Genomic DNA, 23,894 nt, shown 5'->3' with positions numbered 1-23,894 from the left:
TATGCTTTAAGTAATGCTGCGCGGTTAACGGCTGCAGATGATCCCATTCATGCTGATGTTATATTTGAATTGCCTTACCTACCTCAAGGATGCCACCCGTGACCGAGCCGACACACGAACTCGCCAAATCATCTGAACCCATTAAAGCGGGGGCTGAGCCATTGCCCGAAAAGTTAATTCCAGTCACGCTCGCATCAAGCGCTGATACATCAAAGGTTAAACGGACCTCGGCGCAGCAAAGATCGATATTGCCTTGGATTATGGGGTTTCTTAAACCCTACAAACTGAAAGTTGTCGCGGCGATTATCTGCTTGATGATAGGGTCACTCGCTTGGCTATCATTAGGCCAAGGTGTGCGCTTGATGGTCGATGAAGGCTTTGTAAGGGATAATGCGCAGCGACTGAATGAAATCATACTGTTAGTGCTCGGGATTACCGCCGTCAGTGGCACAGCGGTGTTTTGCCGCTTCTATTTGATGACTTGGCTTGGTGAGCGGGTCAGCGCCGATATTCGTCTCACTGTTTACAATCAACTGCTTAAACTTTCTCCCGCCTTTTACGCTAAGGTGCGCACCGGTGAAGTGATCTCCCGTTTTACCGCCGATTCTACTTTGTTACAAACTGTGGTGGGTTCAAGTCTTTCCATGGCGCTGCGCTCTAGCGTAACTGTTCTTGGTGGTTTAGTCATGATGGGTATCACTAGCGTTAAGATGACATTGCTGGTGTTGTTGGCGGTGCCCTTAGTGTTAGGGCCGGTGATCTTTTTTGGTCGCAAAGTACGTGTGTTAGCACGGGAAAGCCAAGATAGGGTTGCTGATCTCGGCGCTTATGTTGATGAAACGCTTCATGAAATTCATACGGTACAAGCCTATGGGCATGAAGATAAAGACCGTAGCTTGTTCAATAGCCGCGTCGAAGATGTCATGTCTGCGGCCAGTGGCCGGATCCGTTACCGTGCCTTATTGATCTCAACCGTGATGTTTTTAAGTATCGCCGCAATTGCTATGGTGACTTGGGTCGGTGCCCACGATGTGATGGCGGGTAAGATGACGGGCGGTGAGTTATCTGCCTTTATGTTTTACGCTGTGATGGTCGCGGGCGCAGTAGCGACGATTAGCGAAGTGATAGGCGAAATTCAGCGGGCTTCTGGCGCCGCCGAACGTTTAATCGAACTGGCTGAAACACAAGTGGATATTCCCGTTGCAACTCATCCTGTGAGTTTACCCGCCAAGGTCAGTGGCGAGTTAATGATTGAAGGGCTCAATTTTGCCTATCCAGAGCATGATGCCTTAGTGCTAAAACAGCTCAATATGACCATTGCTGCGGGTGAGCGGGTCGCCTTAGTGGGGCCAAGTGGCGCAGGTAAAAGTACCTTGTTCCAGTTATTGCAACGCTTTTATGTGCCTAGCGCTGGCAGTATTCGACTGGAAGGTATTGATATTGCCAATCTTCTGCCACAGGAGTTGCGGTCGCAGTTTGCTCTAGTGCCGCAGGACTCGGTGATTTTTGCGACTAGTGTACTTGAAAACGTGCGTTATGGTCGAGTCGATGCCACCGAGCAAGAAGTGATAGATGCCTGTATTGCGGCCCGTGTCCACGAGTTTATTAGCGAGTTTACTGAAGGTTATCAAACCTATTTAGGCGAGCGTGGTGTGCGGCTTTCTGGTGGACAAAAACAACGTATTGCCATTGCGCGGGCGATTTTAGCCGACAGACCGATATTGTTACTCGATGAAGCAACCAGCGCCTTAGATGCGGTAAGCGAGCAGAAAGTGAAGCAAGCGTTGGACGTATTGATGGCGGATAAAACGACGTTGATTATTGCTCACCGTCTATCGACGGTAATTAATGCTGATAGGATTTTTGTGTTTGATAAGGGCGAGATTGTCGCCTGCGGTCGCCACCAAGAGTTGATGCAATCTAATGCGTTATATCGTGAATTTGCCAGTCTGCAATTGTTAACCGAAGAGGCCAATGCCAGCGCCTTGAATGAGACCATTTAGGTAAAATAAAACCCAGTTGCTAGCTGAAACGTTTAGTCTAGCTCACTGGGTCTTTTATTGTGTTTTTGTTTCTTAGCTTTGCCTTTAAATGCGGTTTTTAAGCTTTATCTTTTAGCTCGCGGCGCAGAATTTTGCCGACGGTACTTTTAGGTAATTGCGCCATAAATTCAATCACTTTTGGCAATTTATAGGCGGTTAACTGCTCGCGGCAATAGGTTAGAATGGCCTCTTTAGCCTGTTGATGATCTTGGCTATCATCCTTTAGCACGATAAAGGCTTTAACCGCTTCGCCCGAGTGTTCATCTTTTACTCCCACCACGGCGCATTCGATCACATTAGGGTGGCTCGCTAGGACGTTTTCCACTTCGTTGGGATAGACATTAAAACCTGAGACTATGATCATATCTTTTTTACGATCAACTATTTGGTGGAAACCTTCCGCTGTTGCTATGGCAATATCCCCAGTTTTGAAGAAGCCATCTTGAGTCATAGCATTGGCGGTTTCCTGCGGATTATTCCAATATCCCCGCATGACTTGTGGGCCGCGTGCGGCTAATTCTCCGGCCGTACCTAAGGGCACTTCAATGTCGTTTTCATCTAAGAGTTTAACCTCAGTGCCAATCACAGGTTTACCAATAGTGCCTAGTTTTTGATAACCGGGTGCATTGAGTGAAATCACCGGCGAAGTTTCAGATAGCCCATAACCTTCACTGATCATGTTGCCTGTCGTCTGTTGCCAAATGTTGGCCGCCGCGGCTGTCAGTGCTGTGCCGCCCGAGATGGTGATTTTTAAATGGCTAAAATCGAGTGCTTTAAACTCGGGTTGATGGCATAGGGCGACAAACAGAGTATTGAGTCCTGCAAATCCAGTGAAGGGATATTTGGCGAGTGTCTTAATTAAGCCGCTAATATCCCGTGGATTTGGAATTAATACCGAGCAGCCGCCACACTCGAAATACAGCACTAAGTTCACCATAAACGCATAAATATGGTAAATCGGTAGCGGTGCAACGAAGATATCTTCCCCTTCGGTGATCACGCTCGCGATGCGGGATTTTACCTGCGCCGCATTAGCGAGCATATTGCTGTGGGTCAACATGGCACCTTTAGATAATCCAGTGGTGCCGCCCGTATATTGCAACGCCGAGAGGTCGTCGAGATTTGAGATAAATCGGCTAAAGGGGAGTTCTGTGCCTTGTTTTAAAATTTGGCAAAACTCCACATTCTTCAGGCCTGTCTTAGGCTGTACGTGCGGATCGATCAAATCTAAAGGGTGGGTTGAAATGACGTATTCTATTTTGGTGCTGTCGATGACTTTGGCTAAGGTCGGTAATAGATCGGATAACACCACGATCGCTTTGGCACCAGAATCATTGAACTGATGGATGAGCTCACGTTCGGTATATAGGGGATTAGTGTTAACTAAGATAAGCCCAGCCCTGATTGCGCCGTAGGCAGCGATGACAAATTGAGTGATATTAGGCAACTGAATGGCGATGCGATCGCCCGGTTTGAGTGTGGTCTTATTTTGTAAATAGGCGGCAAAGTAACGAGAATCGCGTTCTATCTCGTTAAAACTGCTGGTTTTACCGAGACAGGCATAGGCGGGTTTATCACCGTAACGCAGGCTGGTTTTCTCGATCAGATCGACCAGTGATGAGTAGTTTAGTTTGAGTTGAGAGTCTTGATCGTATGCCATGCTGAACTACCTCAAAGATGATGTTTATTAGTTGTTATTATTTTGGAGTTAAACAGGTGTTTAGATTAGAGGGTGTTAGCACTAGAGGTCAATGCTTATCGCGAAAAACATCTTTATACCAATAACGGTATCTTTATGTAACAAATAGTATTTTTACTCTAAAGCTGAGTGCTTAACGATAGCTTAGTTATCTTAGAATCTTAGTTATCTAATGAACCACAAAACCTAAATAAGAGTTGAAGGAAAGACAATTTAAAATTTGTAACCGTTATGTTTCTAAGGATTAAGATTGAATGTGCTCAATTTACTTTGTCTATGCGCCGTTTAACGGGGGAATTTTCAGCTTTGTAGGTGTTTAAGGTTTTATTCCGATGTATGAGACGTTAAAGATCTTGTTGTCTTTGGGGATGAATTCCTGCCTTTAACCGGCGCTTGAGTTGATTCCTCAAGCGCCGGTTGGGTAGTTAATCTGATGATGACCAATGTTACGGTAACTCATATTAAGCGCTAAAAGCTTAGTGCTAAGGACTGAAGAATCCGGTTTCTTGGCTTACTTGTTGTGTTGGCTGTTTAACATCCGTCACCGAGAATTGGATCATTTTGCGCCCCGAGGGGATAGCATCCTTATCGGCTAATACAGTGACGGGATAGTCGACTTGTTCACCCGCTGCCAAGGTAATAATAGGATCGGCAATCAAGCTAAAGGGCATTTCACTGTCGACGGCGAGTTGATATTGCTTAGTATCTTGTGTCTTGTTGCGGATCTTCAGCTGATAGGTATTTTCAACTTTATTATCCGAGGTTTCACGGTACAAGCTTTGACGATCACGGATCACGTTAAGCTGGATCTCGCTGCGGCTATTTAAGTCTAACCCTATGACGATAAACATGATAATGACCGCTGCACCGTAGCCTAAGAAACGCGGCGAGCGCCAATAGGAGTAATTCACTCCCTTAAGATCATTTTCACTCATATAGCCGATAAGATTCTGCTTGTAATCGAACTTCAACATAGTCTCATTACAGGCATCGACACAGGCGCCGCAGTTAATGCACTCATATTGCAAACCGTTACGAATATCTATCCCTGTTGGGCACACTTCGACACATAAATTACAGTCAACACAGTCACCTAAAGTATGGTCATCTTGATTGTTCTCTTGTTTACGTTTGCGAGGGCCACGGGCTTCACCGCGCTGTGCATCATAGGTCACGGTTTTAGTGTTGGCATCGAACATCACAGCTTGGAAACGTGAATAGGGGCAGCAATGTAAGCACATTTGCTCGCGCATCCAGCCCGCATTGAGATAAGTACAAATGGCGAAAAACCACACCCAGCTTGTCACCCAGAAGCTGGCATTACCCGTCAAGATGTCCACATAAAGTTCGCGGGCGGGAATAAAATAACCGATAAAACCACAGCCAGTGAGCAGAGCTGTTAGACCCCAAAGTAAGTGCTTTGCACTTCTTTTACCGATTTTACTGCTAGTCCAAGGGGCTTTGTCGAGCTGCTTACGTTTATTACTGCTGCCTTCGATGCGCGTTTCTATCCACACATAGATAAAGGTCCACGCCGTTTGTGGGCAAAGGTAACCGCACCAAACACGGCCCCAAAATACAGTAATGAAAAACAGACCGAAGGCGGCGGCGATAAAAATCCATGCCAGCAAGGTAAAGTCCTGTGGCCAGAGCGTGATACCAAAGAAAAAAAACTGTTGTTGGCTGATATCTAACAGTATTGCTTGGCGGCCATCAATAGAGATAAACGGCAGGGCGAAAAACATCACGATCAATAGGCTATTCATCATGGTTCGCAGGCGCTGAAAATCACCTTTTTGCTCACGAAAATGGATATTGCCAGAGGGGAGACGACTTTTTGCTGCGGTTTCAGTAGAGAGGTTTTTAACCGGAATGTGTAGCTCTACTGAGGCAGGTTTCGCGCCCACACTCTTATTTACACTTGGAGAATTTGGGGTAACTTCACTCTTGGGCATAAAGGGTCCTAACGGCTTAAATAAGATTCGCCTCCCTATAGCAAGCACTAGGCCAAGTTTTAATTAGCTCAACATCATGATATTTATAATTATTTTGTGATTGGAACTAGATGAAGAACACGATATATCACACATTGGCGATATATCGCGTTTTTAGTGTGCTCGTTTTGAATTAGATTTCACTCGATTGACGCTGGATCCCCAGTTTTTTCATTCGCGATCTCAGTGTACTTGCGGGCACACCGAGGACATTCGCTGCGCCGAGTGGGCCGGATATGCGCCAGTTTAAGCGCTTAAGGGTTTGTTCTATATGCAGCGCTTCCGCTTCCGCTAAGGTTTGCCCTTGGGTTTGAGCTAAGGGATTATTGCTCGGCATCGCATGGATCTGCAGAATATCTCCTTGGGATAGAATGGCTTCGCGTTCGAGGATATTTTGCAGTTCGCGCACATTGCCGGGCCAAGTATAAGCCATGAGTTTTTGTAGCCCTTTTTGGCTCACTCCACGGATTTTTTTACCTAGCTTACGATTCAAGTTGTGCAGAATATGGCTGACGAGTTCGGGAATATCTTCGATTCTTGCGCGCAGTGGTGGTACTTGAATAGGGAATACATTCAAACGGTAATAGAGATCCATCCTAAATAATCCCTGTTCGACTCGCTTGAGTAAATCGTGGTGACTGGCGGCGACTAAGCGAATATCCACTTGAATGGTTTCACTGCCACCGAGACGTTCGAAGGATTGTTCTTGGATGACTCGTAGTAGTTTTGATTGGGCTTCTAAACTGAGTTCAGCGACTTCGTCGAGGAACAGTGTGCCTTGATGAGCAAGTTCGAAGCGACCTTTACGGCGGCTTGTGGCGCCAGTAAATGCCCCCTTCTCATGACCAAAGAGTTCACTTTCTAGTAAAGATGCCGAAAACGCGGCACAGTTGACACTGATCATGGGTTTATCTTTGCGGCGACTGAGCTGATGTAAGTTACGGGCAACGAGTTCTTTTCCTGTACCATTTTCACCACAAATGAGCACAGTACTGTCGGTATTGGCCACCATGTGCAATTGTTGGATCATATGGCGGATCACTGTACTGGCTCCCGAAATATCCACATCACCCGTTTTATCTGCCAACTCTGCCTGTAGATAATGATTTTCAGAGGCGAGTCGCTCCGACAGTGCTTGTACTTGGGCTAGGGCTTGGCGTAATGACTGCTCTGTTTGTTTTTGAATACTAATGTCGCGAAATATCGCGACTACGCCAATCAGTTGATTGTCACGGTAAACAGGGGTGGAACTGTAATGAACGGGGAAGCTACTGCCATCTTTACGCCAAAATACATCGTGGGTGATTTCTCGGGTGATCCCATCCTTTAAGGTGTTGTAAATTGGACAATCCTCTTGGGGATAATGACTGCCATCTGCATGGCTGTGATGATGGCAGTTATGGATGTTTTTACCGAGTAGCTCTTCATTCTTCCAACCCGTCATGCGTTCGGCTGCCGGATTGATAAACACCGCATTACCGCTTAAATCAAATCCATAAATACCTTCGCCGACAGCGTTGAGCAGTAACTGGTTTTCCGGTAAGAAATGCTTATCTATCGATTTTTCATTATTGACTGAAATCTTATTGGTCATCTGTCTTACTCTGGTTTTGGCGGTATTTTCTGAGTATACCTTAAGTACTGTGACGCGATATATCGTGTTTTTGATTATGCCCTTTAAGCATTTTTCCTTTGGTGATTTTTCTGCTCACACTTTTTGTCGTTCGAGTACATTTTACTTGGTGCCATACTCTAAAAAATATTTTCATCTAAGAAATTGATATAAAAGATAAATGACTAATATTCATTCAAAAGTCTGATTTAATATTGGATATTGTTTAGTTTATGTTATAAAAATGTTTGTGTAATGTGATTTTGTGTTGGCCGTGGTAGCAAGGTTTAGGGACGAGAATCGCACAAAGCAGGTCAGGTATTCTAAAAATAATAAGCAGTTGGGATGAATATGATGACCTCAAAGAAGCAGAAGTTTGGATTAAGTGCAGTGAGTCTGGCGATTACTCTAGCCTTGTCTGGTAGTTTAATCAGTCCGCAGGCAATAGCAGAAGAAGATGAGACGGCTGTTAAAAATGAGAACGTTGAAAAAATTGCAGTTGTAGGGTCCCGTGCTGCGCCACGCTCAATCGGCGATTCCCCCGTTCCTATTGATATTATTAGTAGTGACGACCTTAAAAAGAATGGTTCGACTGACATGATTGATATGTTAGTGACTTCGGTGCCATCGTTTAACTCACGCGCTCAACCCATTAGTGATGCAGCAACCTTAGTTCGTCCCGTTAATTTACGGGGTTTGCCATCAGACAGTACGCTAGTGCTAGTTAACGGTAAGCGTCGTCACCGTGCATCTGTGATTGCGTTCCAAGGTGGTGGTATTAACGATGGCGCTCAAGGTCCTGATATTTCGGTTATTCCTGGCTCGGCATTGAAGCAAGTCGAAGTGTTGCGCGACGGTGCTGCTGCGCAGTATGGATCGGATGCGATTGCCGGAGTCATGAACTTTGTTTTAAAAGATAATTCCGAGGGTGGTTCCATCACTGTGACCCAAGGAGAATATTACGAGGGTGATGGTGCTACGACTACGGTAGAAGGTGATGTTGGTTTACCTGTGACTGAAAATGGCTTCGTTAATTTAAGCTTCCAGTATAAAAATGCTGACTCCACTAGCCGTAGTGTGCAGCGTCCTGATGCGGCTAACTTAGCCGAGCAGGGTAATACCGCGATTAATGACCCCGCACAAGTGTGGGGTAATCCTGAGATTAATGATGACTATTCAGTGTTCATCAACTCAGGCTTAGACATTAATGCCAACATGCACGCCTATGCCTTTGGTAATCTGTCTTCCCGTGATGCCGTGGGGGGCTTCTATTATCGTTATCCACAAAATCGTAGCAACGTGTATTCCAATGATGGTGGCCAGAATTTACTTGTGGGCGCTGTAAATGGTGATCCATCAACATGTGGACTCGTACCTATCCCTAAAAATGCTGATGGAAGTGACGGCAACGTACTCGACACAGATGCATACAAGGCGATGGTTGCCGACCCAAATTGCTTTGCTATGAACCAGATATTTCCAGGTGGCTATACGCCACAGTTCACCGGCACCATTGAAGATATGTCCTTCTTCGCAGGTGTAAAAGGCGATATCGGTGAATGGAATTATGATTTCAGTGCTGGTACTGGGGCGAACAAAGCCAGTTTTGGTCTTAAAAATTCGTTGAATCCATCACTGGGATTAGATACCCCGACCGATTTTGATACGGGGGCTTATGAGCAAGTTGAAACTACCGTTAACCTCGATTTCTCGCGCTTCATAACCTTAGGAGGCATTGAAGACATTAGTTTTGCTTCTGGTTTTGAATGGCGAAATGAGTCGTTTGAGATTTCTCAAGGTGATGAAGCCTCGTGGATTGCTGGCCCTTATGCTAGCCAAGGTTTCAACATTGGTGCGCATGGTTTTAAAGGCTTTGGCCCAGAATCTGCGGGTAAAAACTCACGTCATAACATAGGTATTTATACTGATTTAGAAGCTTATTTAAGTGATGACTGGTTACTCGGTTTAGCACTGCGCTACGAAGACTTTTCAACCTTTGGTGATACGTTAAATTACAAATTGACGTTGCAGTATTCTGCAACGGATGAATTGTCGTTCCGCGCCTCACACAGCACCGGCTTTCGTGCTCCAACGGTTGGCCAAGAAAACGTGGTGAATACCCAGACATCGATCATCGATGGTGAACTGATCCAGACCTTTATTGCGCCACCAACCGATCCGCTTGCGGCATTTTACGGTGGTGAAGTATTAAAGCCTGAAGAGTCGATTAGTTATGCGATTGGAGCTGTATATGAGTATGAAAGCTTCTTCTTAACGGTCGATTACTACAATATTGCCGTTGAGGGCCGTATTGCGCAGTCGAGTAAGATTGATGTTGAGGCTACAGATTATGATGCCTTACGTGCCGCAGGGGTTGAGTTTCCTGAGTTAATCCAAGGCGTGAGCTATTACACCAATGACTTTGATACTACGACTCAAGGTATCGACATCGTCGCCTCCTATGATGCAGAAATCCTGGCGGGTAATGCTAAATTCAGTCTTGCCTATGGTTGGACCGATACCAGCGTTGATAAGTTTGATCTTAAAACGACCGATGCGGGTAAAGTTCGCCGTTTAGAAGATGGTATTCCTGCGCACCGTGCCACCTTAACTTGGGCACAGTCTTGGGACAAGTTAACCCTGTCACTGCGTGGTAACTATTTTGGTGAGTACTATGCGACTCACGCTGATGATACCTCTGACTGGGGATCTGAAATGGCTGATGCTGCAGTGACCGTCGATCTTGAAATGAGCTATCAATTACTTGATGGCTTAACCCTGGCGGTGGGGGCTAATAATCTATTTGATCAAGAAGCGCAAAAGCTGAAAGAAGGGACCTTGGGTGAACTCGGTGGCGTTTATTATGAAAGTGGGCCATTCGATTACAACGGCGGTTTCTACTATGGTCGAGTGAATTACCGTTTTTAATGAGTAAGCCAATTTATAGAAGCGATTTCTAACCCACCTTTCAAGAAATTTGGCTTTTATAAATAGAAGTGAAGTAAGCAAAAAGGCTGCAATGCAGCCTTTTTTATTCGTATTTGACTCGTCCTAAATATGGTTTAGTGCTTAGTTACGATTCGTTTGCGCGGCAACTAAACCATTTAACACATCACTCATACTGAGTTTTGACGGCAAGAGAATTCCATTGGGGGCGCTTGGACCATAAATTTTATTGTAGGGCGTGCCGGGCACTCCTTCATGGCGCATATAGGTTTCAATCGTTTTATTCGCCTCACTCCAGTTACCTTGCATCAGAATGATATTGTCGGCCATCAAGGCATTTACAATTTGCTCCCTGTGGGTGACTTCCGCTTTATTCATTTGGCAGATGGTGCACCAATCAGAGGTAATATCGACAAAGACGGTATAGCCTTGGGCAACCAGAGGCGCGATTTTCTCTGGGGCTAAGGTGTGCCATTGTAGTTTTTGATAGGCTTGGTAATCCTCGCTTTTGTGCACAAATCCAATAATAGCACTGAGTCCTAAGGCGAAAAATCCCAGCACAAAAATCACCGTCAGCGGTATGGTTTTACCTTTTTGTCTTTGCCAAAGCAGTAATAAGATCGCACCTATTAATAGGCAAAGAATAAAAATACTGATCAGCGTTATAGTGTTCATAAAATGTCCTGATTGAGAATCGCCTTTGTGGTGATTGCGATGAAGGCTTAGGTATTAAGGTTTGGCTATAAAGACTTAGGTTAACGCTAATCTTAGCGGTTAACGGCTTAAATCAGTGTGAATTTATGGGATTATCGCGTTTTGGGTTCTCTTAAATGACTGTTCATTTATTGAAAATGGATTTATTAGCGTTAACGCCTTGATGACGCGATGTTAGAATGGCAAGCAAGTTTAAGGCCCTGCAGTGGGCTTTTTTATTCGGCGAAAGGTGTCATCAATGAGTTGGAGTACTTGGTTAGGTTTATTGGCTATTTGTTGTTTGGGGGCTATGTCGCCGGGCCCAAGTTTGACTATGGTAGTACGTCATACTTTAGGTGGTGGGCGGGGAAAGGGGATCGTCTGTGCTTGGGCACACTCGATAGGGATTGGGATCTATGCGCTGGTGACGTTACTGGGCTTAGCCGTAGTGCTTAAAAAGGCGCCCTTAGTCTTTAATGGCATTGCGATTCTCGGTGCCTTATACCTTGCTTGGATGGGAGTTCAAGCGCTGCGTTCCAATGGCGGTATGCAAGCTAAATTGGCTGCAGGGGAGGCGACAGATACCTTAACCGCAGCCCGTGATGGTATTGCTATTTCTTTATTCAACCCTAAGATAATGCTATTTTTTCTTGCGTTATTCAGCCAATTTGTGATGGTCGCCGACAGCATGACGGCTAAAGCATTAATTGTTTTTACACCGTTAGTAGTCGATGGTCTTTGGTACACTTTGATAGCCTTATTGCTATCCCACTCGAGTGTGTTGCCTAAGTTGAGAGAAAAAGCGGGGTTAATTGATAAGTTGTCCGGCGTAGTATTGATATTGCTGGCGATTCGTGTGGTGTACACGCTTTAGTTATCTATCTAAAATTATTGGTTTTAAATAACAAACACGCCATCAATCGATGGCGTGTTTGTTGATGGCTATGCATTTAAATCAAGGCGTGATTAGCCTTTAAACATTTGCACAGAATTATCAGCTTCTTCTGCCACACTTTCTTGGATAATGGGTGGATTGGCAATGTGGTCGTCTAAGTTGTCACTCAGCATTTCTTTGAATTCACTGCTAAACCATTCTAATGCGCTCTCTTTTTCTGCACCGAGATCCGCTGATTTAATTGCGGCTTCGAAGGCATTAAAACGTGCTGCGGCAAAACGGAGTGCTGTGCCAACTTTACCTACATCTGCTTCTTGTTGGCTTAGCTGATTGGCTAAGGCAATAAACTGATCGGCAAGTTCGTAAATGGTGGTGCTGCTCGTGTCGGTCATGGCGTTCACTCTAAAAAAGTAACAGATTAAAGTTCGATTCTAACTTAATTGGTGTAAGAAGGAATCGTCAGGCATTAACTATTGGGATCTGTGTCGGTAATGACGACTCCTGTGTGGGAGTCATAATTAATCGACAGTTTATCGTTTGTTCGATACAAATAAGTGCACTGGCCAGGATCGGTATAACTGGCTTTATAGTCGGTTTCAGTCGCATCAATATTCAAGCGCGAGACACTCGGCTGGGCATTTTGAAATAATACTTCCCATACCGATATACAGTCTTCGACATTATCGAGTGCCGGAGAGGCCTCATTGCCATGGATATAGTGTTGTGCTGGCCAACCGAAGGCGTTGAAATCTATTTGTTCGGATTGTGCCGTACCAAATACGGGTAAATCCTCTTTTGGACCTGAGCCCACTTTTACAGCCCATACTGAACGTGCCAGATTGATGGCTGATTTAAAGCCTCCGCCTGCCGCTTTAACGGTTGCAATTTGCGCATCTTGTTGCACATTGATAAATTTTGGCAGGGCCACTACGGCTAAAATACCGAGCACTATGATGACCACCACAAGTTCAATTAAGGTGAAACCCGTTTGATGTCTTTGAATTGATTTATCAGAATGTTGGATCATCATTACGTATCAGAGTGTGCGAGAATGGGCGCACTATATCACTTAATTTCGAATGTTTTAAATTGAAAGTCTTAACGTGAGACCTAGCAGGTTTAGTGGTATTACTTATCGGCAAGTAAGGTCTGCAAACTTGCCATACTACTACAGGACTTTTAAGCTAACCCGATTATAGAATTGAGGAAGTAAAATAGTGACTCAGGCGACATGGCAAACATTTATCGATGAGCAAAGAGCTTTGCCTTATTTTCAGCAACTAAGCGCATTTGTTGATAATGAACGCAGGGCTGGGAAAGTGGTTTATCCCCCCGAAGTTGATGTTTTCAATGCTTTTAGTATGACGCCCCTTGAACAAGTCAGAGTGGTTTTGATTGGCCAAGATCCCTATCACGGCCCAGATCAAGCCCATGGTTTATGTTTTTCGGTTAAACGCGGGATAAAACCACCGCCATCTTTAGCCAATATGTACAAAGAATTAGCGACGGATATTGAAGGTTTTGTTGTGCCATCCCATGGTGATTTATCCGCATGGGCGGAGCAGGGGATATTGATGCTCAATACTGTGCTGACTGTTGAGCAAGGCAAGGCGCATTCCCATGCCAAAGCCGGGTGGGAAGTCTTTACGACTGCGGTGCTGGAATTATTAAATCGGCAGACTCAGCCGACTATTTTCGTGCTTTGGGGCAGTCATGCCATTAAAAAGGGTCAAGTCGTTAACGCACCGCAACATCAAGTGCTCACAGGACCACATCCTTCACCTTTATCGGCTTATCGCGGTTTTTTTGGTTGTGGGCATTTCTCTCAAGTGAATCAATTATTGCTTGAGCGAGGCGAAACGCCGATCCTTTGGCAGGTTTGATTTTAGGATTGTGGTTAAAGCAATAAAAAAGGTCTTACTGAGTAAGACCTTTATTTTTGGGGCGAAACTATATTAGTTAGCAATCAGTGGTTTCTGTCGACCGAAATCTTAGCTAGCGTTACTAAGGCTTGCTTATAGTCGCTATCGGGTAAAGCAGATAACGCCGCGATCGCTTTCTCTGATTCTTCAATTGCTTTTTGTTGGGTGTAGTTTAACGCGCCGCAATGGTGCAGTGCTGCTACGATTTTATCTATGGCCTGAGTACCATCACCTTGCTCAATTGCTTGACGTATGAGCTGTTTCTCTTCGTCTGTGCCATGGGCAATGGCATAGATGAGTGGCAGAGTCGGTTTACCTTCGGCAAGGTCATCGCCAATATTCTTACCTAGCTCGTCACTGTCGGCGGTATAGTCGAGTAAGTCGTCGGTAAGCTGAAAGGCGGTGCCGAGATACTTACCATAGTTGCCTAAGGCGGTTTCTTGCTCGGGCGTTGCACCTGCTAGCACGCCCGCGAGTAGCGTCGCGGCTTCAAATAACTTGGCTGTTTTGCAATAAATGACCCGCATATAGCTTTCTTCAGTGGTGTCAGGGTCATTGCAATTCATCAGCTGTAAGACTTCCCCCTCGGCCAACACGTTAGTCGTATCAGCTAACACTCTGAGCACTTTCATGTTGTCAAGTTCGGTCATCATCTGGAATGAGCGGGTATAAAGGAAATCCCCGACTAGCACACTGGCACTATTGCCAAACAGTGCATTGGCGGTTTCTCGTCCGCGGCGTAACGTCGATTCATCAACGACATCATCATGGAGCAATGAGGCTGTATGGATAAACTCAATAATCGCCGCTAGCTTAAGATGTGCTTCGCCTTCGTAGCTCACTGCACGTGCGGCTAAAACCGACAGCAGAGGACGAAGACGTTTACCACCACCATTAATAATGTAAAAACCTAATTGATTAATTAGGGCGACATCTGATTCAAGCTGTTTATATATCAGCTGATTGACTGCTTGCATATCAGTGTCAGCCAGTTGACGAATAGCGTTTAAATCCATAATAGACTCTGGTTGTGGGGTCATTACGTACCCGGCCCCTGTTTAGGCTCACGTGTTATAATGAAATGAATTTTACCTAAAATTCTGACATATGACAGCACTAGCTCAACTAATGTGAGAGTTAATCCGGTCTTTTTTTATTCTTTCCTAATTAGGGCTTGCCAGAGTTGGATTCTTCGCGTAAACTCCGCGCCCATTGTCAATAAAGTTTTTGTAGCACCCTGCCTCATCCAAGAATGAGCCCGCGTGTTAGGAATTGGAGTAAAATAGCTATGTACGCTGTTTTTCAAAGTGGTGGTAAACAACACCGTGTAGCTGAAGGCCACACAGTACGTTTAGAAAAGTTAGAAGTTGCAACTGGCGAAACTATCGAGTTCGATCAAGTTCTTTTGATCGCTGATGGCGAAACAGTGCATGTTGGTGCTCCTTTAGTAGCTGGCGGTAAAGTCGTTGCTGAAGTTGTAAGTCACGGTCGTGGCGATAAAGTTACTATCGTTAAGTTCCGTCGTCGTAAGCACCACGACAAGAAAATGGGCCACCGTCAGTGGTTCACTGAAGTTAAAATTACTGCTATCAACGCATAATAGGAGTCTAACTCATGGCACATAAAAAAGCTGGCGGTTCTACTCGTAACGGCCGCGATTCAGAAAGTAAACGTCTAGGTGTTAAGCGCTTTGGCGGTGAATCAGTTCTAGCTGGTAACATTATTGTTCGTCAACGTGGTACTAAATTCCACGCTGGTGTAAACGTAGGTATTGGTCGTGACCATACTCTGTTTGCTCTGACTGACGGTAAAGTTAAATTCGAAGTTAAAGGCGCTAATAACCGTAAGTTTATTAGCATCGAAGCTTAACTTTCGAACCTAGCTTATACTGTTAAAGCCCCGCCATTGGTGGGGCTTTCTGTTTTTTGTGCTTCTATTTACGCCGTGTAGATGCTTGAGTTGGTAAATGATTACCAAGAATGAGCATTGACAGGTAAGATTGGGAGCAAAGTATCTCGAGTTTTTTGGCGACCAATGAAGTTAGACGGTATAATTGCTTCATTCAGTGGTGCCAGGAGTAAGTATGAAGTTTGTCGATGAGGCAGTAATTAGGGTCGAAGCAGGCGACGGCGGTAGCGGTTGTGTTAGCTTTAGGCGCGAAAAGTATGTACCTGATGGTGGTCCTGATGGTGGTGATGGTGGCGACGGTGGCAGTGTTTTTCTGCAGGCTGACGAAAACTTCAACACTTTGATCGAGTTCCGTTTTGAACGTTTTCACATGGCTGAACGTGGCGAAAATGGTCGTGGCCGTGATTGTACTGGTCATAGCGGTAAAGATTTGATCTTAAAAGTTCCTGTTGGTACTCGCGCGGTCGATCATGATACTGAAGAAGTCCTTGGGGATTTAACAACCCACGGTCAAAAGCTATTGGTTGCCAAAGGTGGTTTCCATGGTTTAGGTAACACCCGTTTTAAGAGCAGTACTAACCGTGCCCCACGTCAAAAGACGTTAGGCACACCCGGTGAAGTTCGTAGCCTTAAATTAGAGTTGTTACTGCTGGCTGACGTTGGTTTGCTTGGCATGCCTAACGCGGGTAAGTCGACATTCATTCGTGCGGTTTCCCGTGCAACGCCGAAAGTGGCTGATTATCCGTTTACAACACTGGTGCCTAACTTAGGTGTGGTTAATCCACGTCCTGGACAAAGCTTTGTGATTGCGGATATTCCTGGTCTCATCGAAGGTGCTGCCGATGGTGCGGGTTTAGGTATTCGCTTCTTAAAGCATCTTGAGCGTTGTCGTATTCTGCTGCACATCATAGATATTGAGCCGATTGACGGAACCGATCCGGTTGAGTCTGCGCGCGCTATCGTAGGTGAGCTTGAGAAATACTCTCCAAAGTTGGCGAGTAAGCCACGTTGGTTAGTCTTTAACAAAACCGATCTGCTGCTTGAAGAAGAGCTGCAAGAGAAGGTTGATCGTATCGTTAAAGAAATGGGTTGGGAAGGCGATGTTTATACTATCTCCGCCTATAACCGCGACGGTACCAGTGAGTTGGCATTAAAACTCCTCGATTATATTGCGAGTCTTCCACCTGAAGACAATGAAGTCGACCCAGATAGTGAAGTTGAGTTCAAGTGGGATAATTATCATCAAGCAAACCTTGATTCATTGAATGAAGATTATGTTGATGAAGATGATGACGACGACTTTGATGATGACGACTACGACGTAGAAGTTATTTACCAAAGATAATAGTAATCTTTGAGTTTTGAGAGTTCTGTGTACGCTGATACTCAAAATGATATTACTCGGCAAGTTGTGCGTGCTGCACAATTGCTACTGGCCTACGGCGCGGAATCTGATTTAGTTGAAGAAATCAGCCAGCGTCTAGGTCAGGCTTTAGGTCTTGCCAGCGTAGAACTCTCTATTTCCTCTAATTCCCTCGTGTTAACCAGTTTGGTTCATGGTCGCTGTATCACAACTACTCGTCGTATTCGTGAGCATGGCATTAACATGACAGTCGTCTGTGAATTACAACGTATCTGTTTACTCGCTGAAAAAGGGTTGTATGGCCCAAATGAAGTGCGTAAACGCTTGGCGCGGATTGAACCTAAAACCTATCCTCCTAGCTTAGTGGTATTCATGATTGGCCTGTCGTGCGCTAGCTTCTGTCATTTATTTAATGGCGATCTCACTGCCTGCGTGATTACTTTTTTTGCCGCGGCAGTGGGTATGTCGGTACGTTTAGCAATTGCTAAGCGGCATTTTAATTTATTAGTCAATTTTGCCATCACAGCTTTCGTCACCAGTATGCTGGCTCAAACGGGTTATTTGTTTGAGTTAAGTGAAACTCCTAAGGCTGCTATGGCCGCGAGTGTGCTGATGTTAGTGCCGGGTTTTCCGATGATTAATGCGATTTCCGACATGGTAAAAGGGCACATGAATGTCGGTATATCCCGCTGGGGTCATGCTACTTTGCTGACTGTTTCTTCAGTGATAGGGATTACAATTGCGATGCAGATCGGCGGAATTTTCCTATGATGGAATTATTGATAGCTCTTTTGCACGATGCTTTTTTCTCAGCAATTCCCGCCGTAGGATTTGCTATGGTATTTAATGTTCCTAAACGATTTCTTCCTTACTGCGCTTTAGCGGGAGCCATTGGCCACAGTTCCCGTACTTTAATGTTACAGTTTGGTCTGCCAATCGAGTGGGCAACCTTCGCCGCCGCGGCATTAGTAGGGATTATTACCATAGGGTTTGGTAAGCGCCACTTAGCGCCACCTTTAATGTATGCTGTCGCCGCAATTATTCCTATGATCCCAGGCACTTATGCATTTAATACTGTGATTGCCTTAGTGCAATTAACCGCTCAATCTCAAGTCAGTCCTGAACTGACGGGGCAAGTGATTAGTAATGGCCTCAAAACCGTCTTTATTCTAGGGGCGTTAGCCGTGGGTTTGGCCATGCCGAGTTTGCTGTATTTCAGGACCCGCCCCGTCATTCAATAATTCTATTTCCATAAAACAGGAGTGAGCATGCGCATTGCTATGATAGCCGCGATGGCAAACAATCGAGTCATCGGAAAAGATAATAAAATGCCATGGCATCTTCCAGAAGATCTACGTCACTTTAAAGCGATGACCCTAGGCAAGCCTGTTGTGATGGGACGTAAGACCTTTGAGTCAATCGGTAGGCCCCTTCCTGGTCGACATAACATAGTGATTTCACGCCAAACGGATCTTGTGATTGAGGGCGTGACCTGTGTGACCTCATTTGATGCAGCCAAACAAGCTGCTGGTGAATGTGAAGAGTTAGTGGTTATAGGTGGTGGCCAGCTTTATGCCGAGTTATTGCCCTGCGCCGATATCTTATATTTGACGCAAATCAATCTTGAGGTGGAAGGCGATACATTTTTCCCCCACTGGGACGATGGGACTTGGAAGGAAACTGAATCTTTGGCGAGTATAAATGCGGCTGGTTTGGAATATCGCTTTATCAATTTGGTAAAAAAATGTTAAATTGCAGCTTCTGTTGTGTACCCTGTGTGTATGGGGCGTCAGTTTATCTAACGTATTGCATCATATCGGACATTTAGTTTTCACGGAAAGAGATAGCCTATTTCGTTATCCTAGATTTCGAACGAGAGCTAAAGCCAAGAGGTCAATATCATTTAGACAATAGATGCAGCCCATACAGAATTGATAATAAAACTATAAGAAAGTATTAAGGAGTATCGGATGCGTCTTATGCCTGTGGCCTTGGCTGCGTTGATTGGATTTAGTTCTATTGCTGTACCAACCTCTGCCGTTGCGGGGGAAGATCCACTCGTAGCGAGTCTTTGTGATTATGTAAAAGCTAATGACAAAAACCGCTTACGTAAAAAGTTAAAAGAAAGCCGCGTTAAGTTACGTCAGATTTACAGTGGTATCAGTTGCGATGGTGCAAGTCTATTGCGCACCGCTTACGGTGCGAGTGCGAACGATACCGGTGAGTTTGTGGCTAAGCGTTTGTCGGCGACTGAATTGAGTGTTGCTGAAGCTGATGGGATGACTATCCAAGCTTGGGCTGAAGCAAACGGTCATGGTGCTAGCCCAATTACCGCTGCAGTGAAAGAGCGCCTTGGCGCTGCTGCGGGCGGTGAAGAAGATTAATGCGGATTTGAACTTAGCGGCACTTTAGCTCTATTTGCTGCTAAGTTATATTAAGCGTCTAATATCAAGTATCTAGCATTAAGCTAGATAAAAATGCCAAACTTAAGTTTGGCATTTTTTATGGCCTTAATTTGTGCAAAGGCCGGACAGTTCGAGTCGTCAGTAAGATAGGCAAGTGAATTCGTCTCAAAAGAAAGGGCCGCTAAGCGACCCTAGGTTTTAGTGGTGATAAACATTAGACTCTAAATTCACCGACCGAAGCTTGGAGTTCTTCGGCTAATTTGGCGACTTGATGGCTAGACTGAGCCGTTTGATCTGCACCGATAGCGGTTTCTTCTGAAATTGCTGCAATATGCTCTAGTTTTTCAGAAACTTGCTGGCTTACTAAATTCTGTTCCTGCGCAGCATGGGCGATATGGGTGCCAGAATCATAGGCCTTATGCACAGATTGGCTGATGGTCTCGAGGGCAATGTTGGCTTGCTCCGTTTTTTCAACACAGGCGTTGGCTTGAGCACGCCCCATATCCATGGCGGCAACGGCTTGCTCTGCACCTTGCTGCAACACTTCGATCATCTGTTGGATCTCTCGGGTCGACACTTGAGTGCGTGAGGCTAAACTACGCACTTCATCGGCAACTACCGCAAAACCACGACCTTGTTCACCCGCACGGGCGGCTTCAATAGCGGCGTTAAGGGCGAGTAGGTTAGTCTGTTCTGCAATACCACGGATCACATCCAAAATTGAGCCAATAGAGGCGCTGTCCGACTGCACTTTATTAATCACAACACCCGCTTTGGCCACTTCATCGGCTAAAGCCAAAATAGTCAGTTTGTTCTCTTGTGCAATGGCACGCATGTGCTGAGTTTCTTGATCAGCCTGTTTGATTTGCTCAAGGGCTTGATTGGCACTTAAAGACACCTGCTGAGCACTAGAGCTAAGTTCAGTTGTCGCAGTAGCCACTTGGTCAACTTGGCTTTTTTGTTCTTGTATGCCTGAGGTGGTTTGCGCTGTGATTGCTGATGTTTGTTCGGCTGCCGCGGCAAGTTGATTTGACCTATCTAGAATACCTATGATTAAACTGCGTAAGCTATCGACGAGACGATTACAGTTTTTTGCTAGTTCGGCAAATTCATCGTGTCCAGAATCATCTAGTTTATGGGTAAGGTTGCCTGAGGCTAAGACGTTAAGGGCATTGTTCACTTGGCTGAGTGAGCGTTTTAACGGATTCACCACAGCAAAACTCACAATCACTGCGACAACGATTGCTATTAACACGACAATCATGGTTTGTATGCTGGCAGAGTCAATTTTGGCTATGGTGTCATTGCTCATGTTTGCGGCAACAAGTTCGATGTTATCGCTGACATCATTCATGTTGGAATTGATGACTTTCACATCATTTTCAATAATGCCAAGTTTTATCACAGCTTCTTTGGCGTGTGAGAGCTGACTCGATTTTAGCTGCAACATAGATTGCGGACCGGTGACGAGCGCTAATACTTTTTCAATATCTTTAGTGACCGAGCTTAAGGTATCCGCTTCGACAATACCTTGACCGTGACGATTCACATATTCAAGTTTGTTCTTGGTTTCGCTGATAATGTAGTCAAGTTCCTTTGAGATCAGTTCGTGCTTACTGTCTTCGTCATTCGTTACTAAATCTGCAATAGTAGTGATGATATTTCCGAGACTAGTATCAATAGCGCTGGCTGATGCAGCAAGACTCTGCTCATCGGGATTCTGACTGCTTTCTAAATCAACAATATCGAGCAGTTCTGATGAGGCATCATCGGCGGCATTTTCGAGCTTTTTCTTTAGTTCAACTAGCTGTTCTTGCTTGCTCAATGAGGCCTCACGTTCGGCGATCATGGCAATACTATTTCGCTCAAAGGTGGCAAAGCTGCCGCTTAATTGGGCAATTAAAGAAGATAGATTCTGCTGGCTCTTGACTAACTGAGTGAGGGTGGCAATTTCGTTTTTGAACTGAGTCCCGTGGTCTTCAAACACTTTACGAATATTCGGGATATTTGCCGATCTAGGGGTGTTATAGGCAATGAGGATTTGTCTTTGTTGCTCACTCAATGCTTCACTAAGGTGGTTTGTCGATTTCAGCGCGGGCAAGCTTAATTCTTGCATCATAGCAGAGCTGGCTTTTAGGCTATTGTTGGTTAAATAAGATGTAAATCCTAGCAACACGAGTAAAAGTGTGACAATACCAAATCCGCCAATCACTCTGGTGGCTACATTAAATTTCATAGGATACTCCGATTTTTATTATATTTTTCCAAATGAAAACAGGGTGATATTCAGGGTTAGGCGGCTCAGTCTGTTATCGACTTTAAGCTGTTTTAGTTTAACTCTTTTTTAACTTTTTTTGCGTAATTTTTTGGTCTTTTTCAAGATGCCATAAGGTTAAGTGCTCACCCCAGCAACAGCCTGTATCTAAAGCCTTTAATTTAGTATCGTCGACTTTGCCCATCAGCGCAGCCCAATGGCCAAATACTAAGGTATGACTCTGGCGCAGCGGCGAAGCAAACTCAAACCAAGGTTTGAGTTGTGGATTAGTACAGTTTTCAGGAGGTTGTTTGCAATCAAAATCAAGTCGGCCATCGACATAAAGATAGCGCATGCGTGTTAATGCATTGATGCAATAACGTAAGCGCTCTATGCCAATTGCACTTGGATCCCATTGCTCGGCGGTATCTGAATACATTTGGCTTATTAATGTCTCAAGATAATCATCGTGCTTGAGGGCGCGACTGACGAGTGCGGATTCTTCTCTTAATACCTCCAGCGACCACTGAGGTGGTACACCAGCATGACTCATAATGAGTTGGTGTTCAGGTAATTCACGCATAAGAGGTTGTTGTCTCAGCCAGTCAATTGAGGCTGAGATATCGGGGGATTCTAGAATTTCAGTGAGATTATCGCTGGGTTTAGCGCGCTTGAGCTTACCGTGTAATGCCATTAGATGGAGATCGTGGTTACCTAAAACCGTTTTAGCGGAATCACCTAAGGAGCGAAAAAAACGTAGCGTAGCTAAGGAGTCAGGTCCACGTGCAACAAGATCACCTACAGCCCAGAGTTCATCGCGGGAAGGATTAAAATCGACCTTAGCTAGTAATTTTTGTAACTCAGCGAAACAGCCTTGAATATCACCAACAAAATAATGCGCCACAGTACCCCTTTTCTAACGATATTAATGTAGTAAGCCTGGGGTCGCTAAACGGAAGGGACGGATTGTCGCCTGGAAACGCTCACCCGATTCGCTGACCATACCATAAGTGCCGTGCATTATGCCAAGTGGCGTATCGAGCACAGTACCACTGGTGTATTGATAGGCAGTATTCGGCGCAATGGTTGGCGTTTCACCGACAACACCGGCACCTTGGACTTCACTGGTGTTGCCATTGGCATCAGTGATTATCCAGTGACGAGTTTCAAGTTTAGCCGCTTGCTCACCTAAATTGATGATAGTGATGGTGTAACTGAAGAGGTACTTTTCATCCTCGGGCGAGGACTGCTGCTCTATATACTCAGTTTTGACTTCGACCCGAATGGAGGTGTCCAATGCGCTCATTCTTGTTCCTAGGCTCTGGTATAAGGGCACCTAAGTGCCCAGACATATTTATGCTTTCTTATCGCAAACCATGTTAGCCATAGCAACATATTGCTGCACGCTAATCTGTTCTGGGCGTTGACTTGAGTCAATCCCTAACTGCTCGAACTCATCGTCAGATAACATGTGCTTTAAGTTATTACGCAGAGTCTTACGACGCATGTTGAATGCGGTAGTACAAAGGTGGCGTAGTATGGTCACATCTTTACAAGGGAACGGCTTTACGGCGTATGGCAATAAGCGTACGACTGCTGAGTCTACTTTAGGCGCAGGGGTAAAGCTGTGGGGCGGCACTTCGAGAACCGGAACCACTTGGCAGAAGTATTGTGCCATGACCGTTAAACGGCCATAAGCTTTACAGCCTGGGCTTGCCGATAGACGCAGGACTACTTCTTTTTGTAGCATAAAGTGCATGGTTTCAATCTGTTCGGCAAATTCGAACAGGTGGAACATCAGCGGCGTTGAAATGTTGTAAGGTAAGTTACCAAACACTTTCATCTTTTTGCCTGGCACACTCAGTTGGCCAAAATCAAACTGCAGTGCATCACCTTGGTGAATAGTCAGTTTATCTTTAAGGACTGGGTGATGATGTAAGCGTTCAACTAGATCGCGGTCGAGTTCGACGACAGTCAGATTATCCACAGCATCGGCTACAGGTTCAGTTAAGGCACCAAGGCCAGGGCCGATTTCGACCATCACATGGTGATTATCGGGTGCAATTGCACCCACAATGCGGTCAATCACATTGCCGTCGGTAAGGAAGTTTTGTCCGAAACGCTTTCTGGCCGTGTGGCCTAAATGTACTTTGTTGCTCAT

General features: G+C 45.2%; 22 protein-coding genes. 11 read left to right on the top strand and 11 right to left on the bottom strand.

Annotation, left to right across the window (positions count from 1 at the left end):
* Nucleotides 1-98 precede the first annotated feature (98 nt).
* Nucleotides 99-2,003 carry an ABC transporter transmembrane domain-containing protein gene (locus L5L98_RS13505; protein ID WP_263141630.1) on the top strand — a complete coding sequence of 635 codons (1,905 nt, stop codon included), beginning with the start codon at nt 99-101 and terminating at the stop codon, nt 2,001-2,003.
* 97 nt (nt 2,004-2,100) lie between these two features.
* Here L5L98_RS13505 and L5L98_RS13500 read toward each other — a convergent pair whose 3' ends face one another.
* The 3 genes from L5L98_RS13500 to L5L98_RS13490 all read right to left on the bottom strand — a co-directional run bounded on the left by L5L98_RS13500 (nt 2,101) and on the right by L5L98_RS13490 (nt 7,329).
* Nucleotides 2,101-3,702: an AMP-binding protein gene (locus tag L5L98_RS13500; RefSeq protein ID WP_263141629.1), complete on the bottom strand. Its 1,602-nt coding sequence runs from the start codon at nt 3,700-3,702 to the stop codon at nt 2,101-2,103.
* A gap of 521 nt (nt 3,703-4,223) precedes the next feature.
* Nucleotides 4,224-5,696, bottom strand: coding sequence for a cytochrome c oxidase accessory protein CcoG (gene ccoG / locus L5L98_RS13495; protein WP_263141619.1), 1,473 nt, complete (start codon nt 5,694-5,696; stop codon nt 4,224-4,226).
* A 172-nt stretch (nt 5,697-5,868) separates the two neighbouring features.
* The gene (locus L5L98_RS13490) at nt 5,869-7,329 is read right to left on the bottom strand and encodes a sigma-54 interaction domain-containing protein (protein ID WP_105250005.1); all 1,461 of its coding nucleotides are present in this window, start codon (nt 7,327-7,329) and stop codon (nt 5,869-5,871) included.
* Nucleotides 7,330-7,698: 369 nt separating this feature from the next.
* Between L5L98_RS13490 and L5L98_RS13485 the strand changes: the two genes are divergently transcribed.
* On the top strand, nt 7,699-10,275 hold the full coding sequence (locus L5L98_RS13485) for a TonB-dependent receptor plug domain-containing protein (protein ID WP_263141784.1): 2,577 nt from the start codon (nt 7,699-7,701) through the stop codon (nt 10,273-10,275).
* 141 nt (nt 10,276-10,416) lie between these two features.
* On the opposite strand, the gene L5L98_RS13480 is transcribed toward L5L98_RS13485, so the two are convergent.
* The gene (locus L5L98_RS13480; RefSeq protein WP_263141616.1) at nt 10,417-10,968 is read right to left on the bottom strand and encodes a thioredoxin family protein; all 552 of its coding nucleotides are present in this window, start codon (nt 10,966-10,968) and stop codon (nt 10,417-10,419) included.
* A gap of 277 nt (nt 10,969-11,245) precedes the next feature.
* Between L5L98_RS13480 and L5L98_RS13475 the strand changes: the two genes are divergently transcribed.
* A complete protein-coding gene (locus L5L98_RS13475) occupies nt 11,246-11,860 on the top strand; it encodes a LysE family translocator (RefSeq protein WP_105250002.1) in 615 nt (204 codons plus the stop codon).
* 92 nt (nt 11,861-11,952) lie between these two features.
* Here L5L98_RS13475 and L5L98_RS13470 read toward each other — a convergent pair whose 3' ends face one another.
* The gene (locus L5L98_RS13470) at nt 11,953-12,273 is read right to left on the bottom strand and encodes a DUF3144 domain-containing protein (RefSeq protein WP_105250001.1); all 321 of its coding nucleotides are present in this window, start codon (nt 12,271-12,273) and stop codon (nt 11,953-11,955) included.
* A gap of 74 nt (nt 12,274-12,347) precedes the next feature.
* A complete protein-coding gene (locus L5L98_RS13465) occupies nt 12,348-12,911 on the bottom strand; it encodes a Tfp pilus assembly protein FimT/FimU (RefSeq protein WP_028761538.1) in 564 nt (187 codons plus the stop codon).
* 187 nt (nt 12,912-13,098) lie between these two features.
* Between L5L98_RS13465 and ung the strand changes: the two genes are divergently transcribed.
* Entirely contained in the window at nt 13,099-13,764 is a 666-nt protein-coding gene (ung, locus tag L5L98_RS13460; RefSeq protein WP_263141609.1) for a uracil-DNA glycosylase, read from the top strand.
* An 83-nt stretch (nt 13,765-13,847) separates the two neighbouring features.
* Here ung and ispB read toward each other — a convergent pair whose 3' ends face one another.
* Nucleotides 13,848-14,819 carry an octaprenyl diphosphate synthase gene (ispB, locus tag L5L98_RS13455; protein WP_049821790.1) on the bottom strand — a complete coding sequence of 324 codons (972 nt, stop codon included), beginning with the start codon at nt 14,817-14,819 and terminating at the stop codon, nt 13,848-13,850.
* Between the two features lie 272 nt (nt 14,820-15,091).
* Here ispB and rplU point away from each other — a divergent pair, with 272 nt between their 5' ends.
* The 7 genes from rplU (at nt 15,092) to L5L98_RS13420 (ending at nt 19,458) form a co-directional block, all read left to right on the top strand.
* On the top strand, nt 15,092-15,403 hold the full coding sequence (gene rplU, locus L5L98_RS13450; RefSeq protein ID WP_006080526.1) for a 50S ribosomal protein L21: 312 nt from the start codon (nt 15,092-15,094) through the stop codon (nt 15,401-15,403).
* 14 nt (nt 15,404-15,417) lie between these two features.
* Nucleotides 15,418-15,672 carry a 50S ribosomal protein L27 gene (gene rpmA / locus L5L98_RS13445; protein ID WP_006080527.1) on the top strand — a complete coding sequence of 85 codons (255 nt, stop codon included), beginning with the start codon at nt 15,418-15,420 and terminating at the stop codon, nt 15,670-15,672.
* A 214-nt stretch (nt 15,673-15,886) separates the two neighbouring features.
* On the top strand, nt 15,887-17,056 hold the full coding sequence (cgtA, locus tag L5L98_RS13440; protein ID WP_105250000.1) for an Obg family GTPase CgtA: 1,170 nt from the start codon (nt 15,887-15,889) through the stop codon (nt 17,054-17,056).
* 27 nt (nt 17,057-17,083) lie between these two features.
* Nucleotides 17,084-17,845 (top strand): threonine/serine exporter family protein, encoded by a 762-nt coding sequence (locus tag L5L98_RS13435; protein WP_113939893.1) that lies wholly within the window; start codon nt 17,084-17,086, stop codon nt 17,843-17,845.
* Nucleotides 17,842-18,315, top strand: coding sequence for a threonine/serine exporter family protein (locus L5L98_RS13430; protein ID WP_028761533.1), 474 nt, complete (start codon nt 17,842-17,844; stop codon nt 18,313-18,315). Before L5L98_RS13435 ends, L5L98_RS13430 begins: the two co-directional genes overlap by 4 nt.
* 27 nt (nt 18,316-18,342) lie before the next feature.
* Nucleotides 18,343-18,825, top strand: coding sequence for a type 3 dihydrofolate reductase (folA, locus tag L5L98_RS13425; RefSeq protein ID WP_028761532.1), 483 nt, complete (start codon nt 18,343-18,345; stop codon nt 18,823-18,825).
* A 219-nt stretch (nt 18,826-19,044) separates the two neighbouring features.
* The gene (locus L5L98_RS13420) at nt 19,045-19,458 is read left to right on the top strand and encodes a DUF3718 domain-containing protein (RefSeq protein WP_263141592.1); all 414 of its coding nucleotides are present in this window, start codon (nt 19,045-19,047) and stop codon (nt 19,456-19,458) included.
* 235 nt (nt 19,459-19,693) lie between these two features.
* Here the strand turns inward: L5L98_RS13420 and L5L98_RS13415 are convergent, their stop codons facing one another.
* The 4 genes from L5L98_RS13415 to rsmA form a co-directional block, all read right to left on the bottom strand.
* Complete coding sequence (locus L5L98_RS13415) at nt 19,694-21,715, bottom strand: methyl-accepting chemotaxis protein (protein WP_263141589.1); 2,022 nt, start codon at nt 21,713-21,715, stop codon at nt 19,694-19,696.
* 97 nt (nt 21,716-21,812) lie between these two features.
* Nucleotides 21,813-22,637, bottom strand: coding sequence for a symmetrical bis(5'-nucleosyl)-tetraphosphatase (locus L5L98_RS13410; protein ID WP_113939897.1), 825 nt, complete (start codon nt 22,635-22,637; stop codon nt 21,813-21,815).
* A 21-nt stretch (nt 22,638-22,658) separates the two neighbouring features.
* On the bottom strand, nt 22,659-23,039 hold the full coding sequence (gene apaG, locus L5L98_RS13405) for a Co2+/Mg2+ efflux protein ApaG (protein ID WP_028761528.1): 381 nt from the start codon (nt 23,037-23,039) through the stop codon (nt 22,659-22,661).
* A gap of 48 nt (nt 23,040-23,087) precedes the next feature.
* Nucleotides 23,088-23,894 carry a 16S rRNA (adenine(1518)-N(6)/adenine(1519)-N(6))-dimethyltransferase RsmA gene (rsmA, locus tag L5L98_RS13400; RefSeq protein WP_263141583.1) on the bottom strand — a complete coding sequence of 269 codons (807 nt, stop codon included), beginning with the start codon at nt 23,892-23,894 and terminating at the stop codon, nt 23,088-23,090.

The sequence above is a fragment of the Shewanella sp. SM23 genome (assembly GCF_025654295.1).
GTDB lineage: Bacteria > Pseudomonadota > Gammaproteobacteria > Enterobacterales > Shewanellaceae > Shewanella > Shewanella oncorhynchi.
This window is presented reverse-complemented; position numbering and strand designations above follow the sequence as displayed.

Excerpts from the sequence above, each read along its gene's own strand:
- L5L98_RS13480 (WP_263141616.1), bottom strand. The coding sequence starts at position 10,968 with ATGAACACTATAACGCTGATCAGTATTTTTATTCTTTGCCTATTAATA.
- L5L98_RS13500 (WP_263141629.1), bottom strand. The coding sequence starts at position 3,702 with ATGGCATACGATCAAGACTCTCAACTCAAACTAAACTACTCATCACTG.
- rplU (WP_006080526.1), top strand. The coding sequence starts at position 15,092 with ATGTACGCTGTTTTTCAAAGTGGTGGTAAACAACACCGTGTAGCTGAA.
- L5L98_RS13475 (WP_105250002.1), top strand. The coding sequence starts at position 11,246 with ATGAGTTGGAGTACTTGGTTAGGTTTATTGGCTATTTGTTGTTTGGGG.
- L5L98_RS13485 (WP_263141784.1), top strand. The coding sequence starts at position 7,699 with ATGATGACCTCAAAGAAGCAGAAGTTTGGATTAAGTGCAGTGAGTCTG.
- ccoG (WP_263141619.1), bottom strand. The coding sequence starts at position 5,696 with ATGCCCAAGAGTGAAGTTACCCCAAATTCTCCAAGTGTAAATAAGAGT.
- rpmA (WP_006080527.1), top strand. The coding sequence starts at position 15,418 with ATGGCACATAAAAAAGCTGGCGGTTCTACTCGTAACGGCCGCGATTCA.
- L5L98_RS13490 (WP_105250005.1), bottom strand. The coding sequence starts at position 7,329 with ATGACCAATAAGATTTCAGTCAATAATGAAAAATCGATAGATAAGCAT.
- cgtA (WP_105250000.1), top strand. The coding sequence starts at position 15,887 with ATGAAGTTTGTCGATGAGGCAGTAATTAGGGTCGAAGCAGGCGACGGC.
- apaG (WP_028761528.1), bottom strand. The coding sequence starts at position 23,039 with ATGAGCGCATTGGACACCTCCATTCGGGTCGAAGTCAAAACTGAGTAT.
- ispB (WP_049821790.1), bottom strand. The coding sequence starts at position 14,819 with ATGGATTTAAACGCTATTCGTCAACTGGCTGACACTGATATGCAAGCA.
- L5L98_RS13415 (WP_263141589.1), bottom strand. The coding sequence starts at position 21,715 with ATGAAATTTAATGTAGCCACCAGAGTGATTGGCGGATTTGGTATTGTC.
- L5L98_RS13420 (WP_263141592.1), top strand. The coding sequence starts at position 19,045 with ATGCGTCTTATGCCTGTGGCCTTGGCTGCGTTGATTGGATTTAGTTCT.
- L5L98_RS13465 (WP_028761538.1), bottom strand. The coding sequence starts at position 12,911 with ATGATGATCCAACATTCTGATAAATCAATTCAAAGACATCAAACGGGT.
- L5L98_RS13470 (WP_105250001.1), bottom strand. The coding sequence starts at position 12,273 with ATGACCGACACGAGCAGCACCACCATTTACGAACTTGCCGATCAGTTT.
- folA (WP_028761532.1), top strand. The coding sequence starts at position 18,343 with ATGCGCATTGCTATGATAGCCGCGATGGCAAACAATCGAGTCATCGGA.
- L5L98_RS13430 (WP_028761533.1), top strand. The coding sequence starts at position 17,842 with ATGATGGAATTATTGATAGCTCTTTTGCACGATGCTTTTTTCTCAGCA.
- rsmA (WP_263141583.1), bottom strand. The coding sequence starts at position 23,894 with ATGAGCAACAAAGTACATTTAGGCCACACGGCCAGAAAGCGTTTCGGA.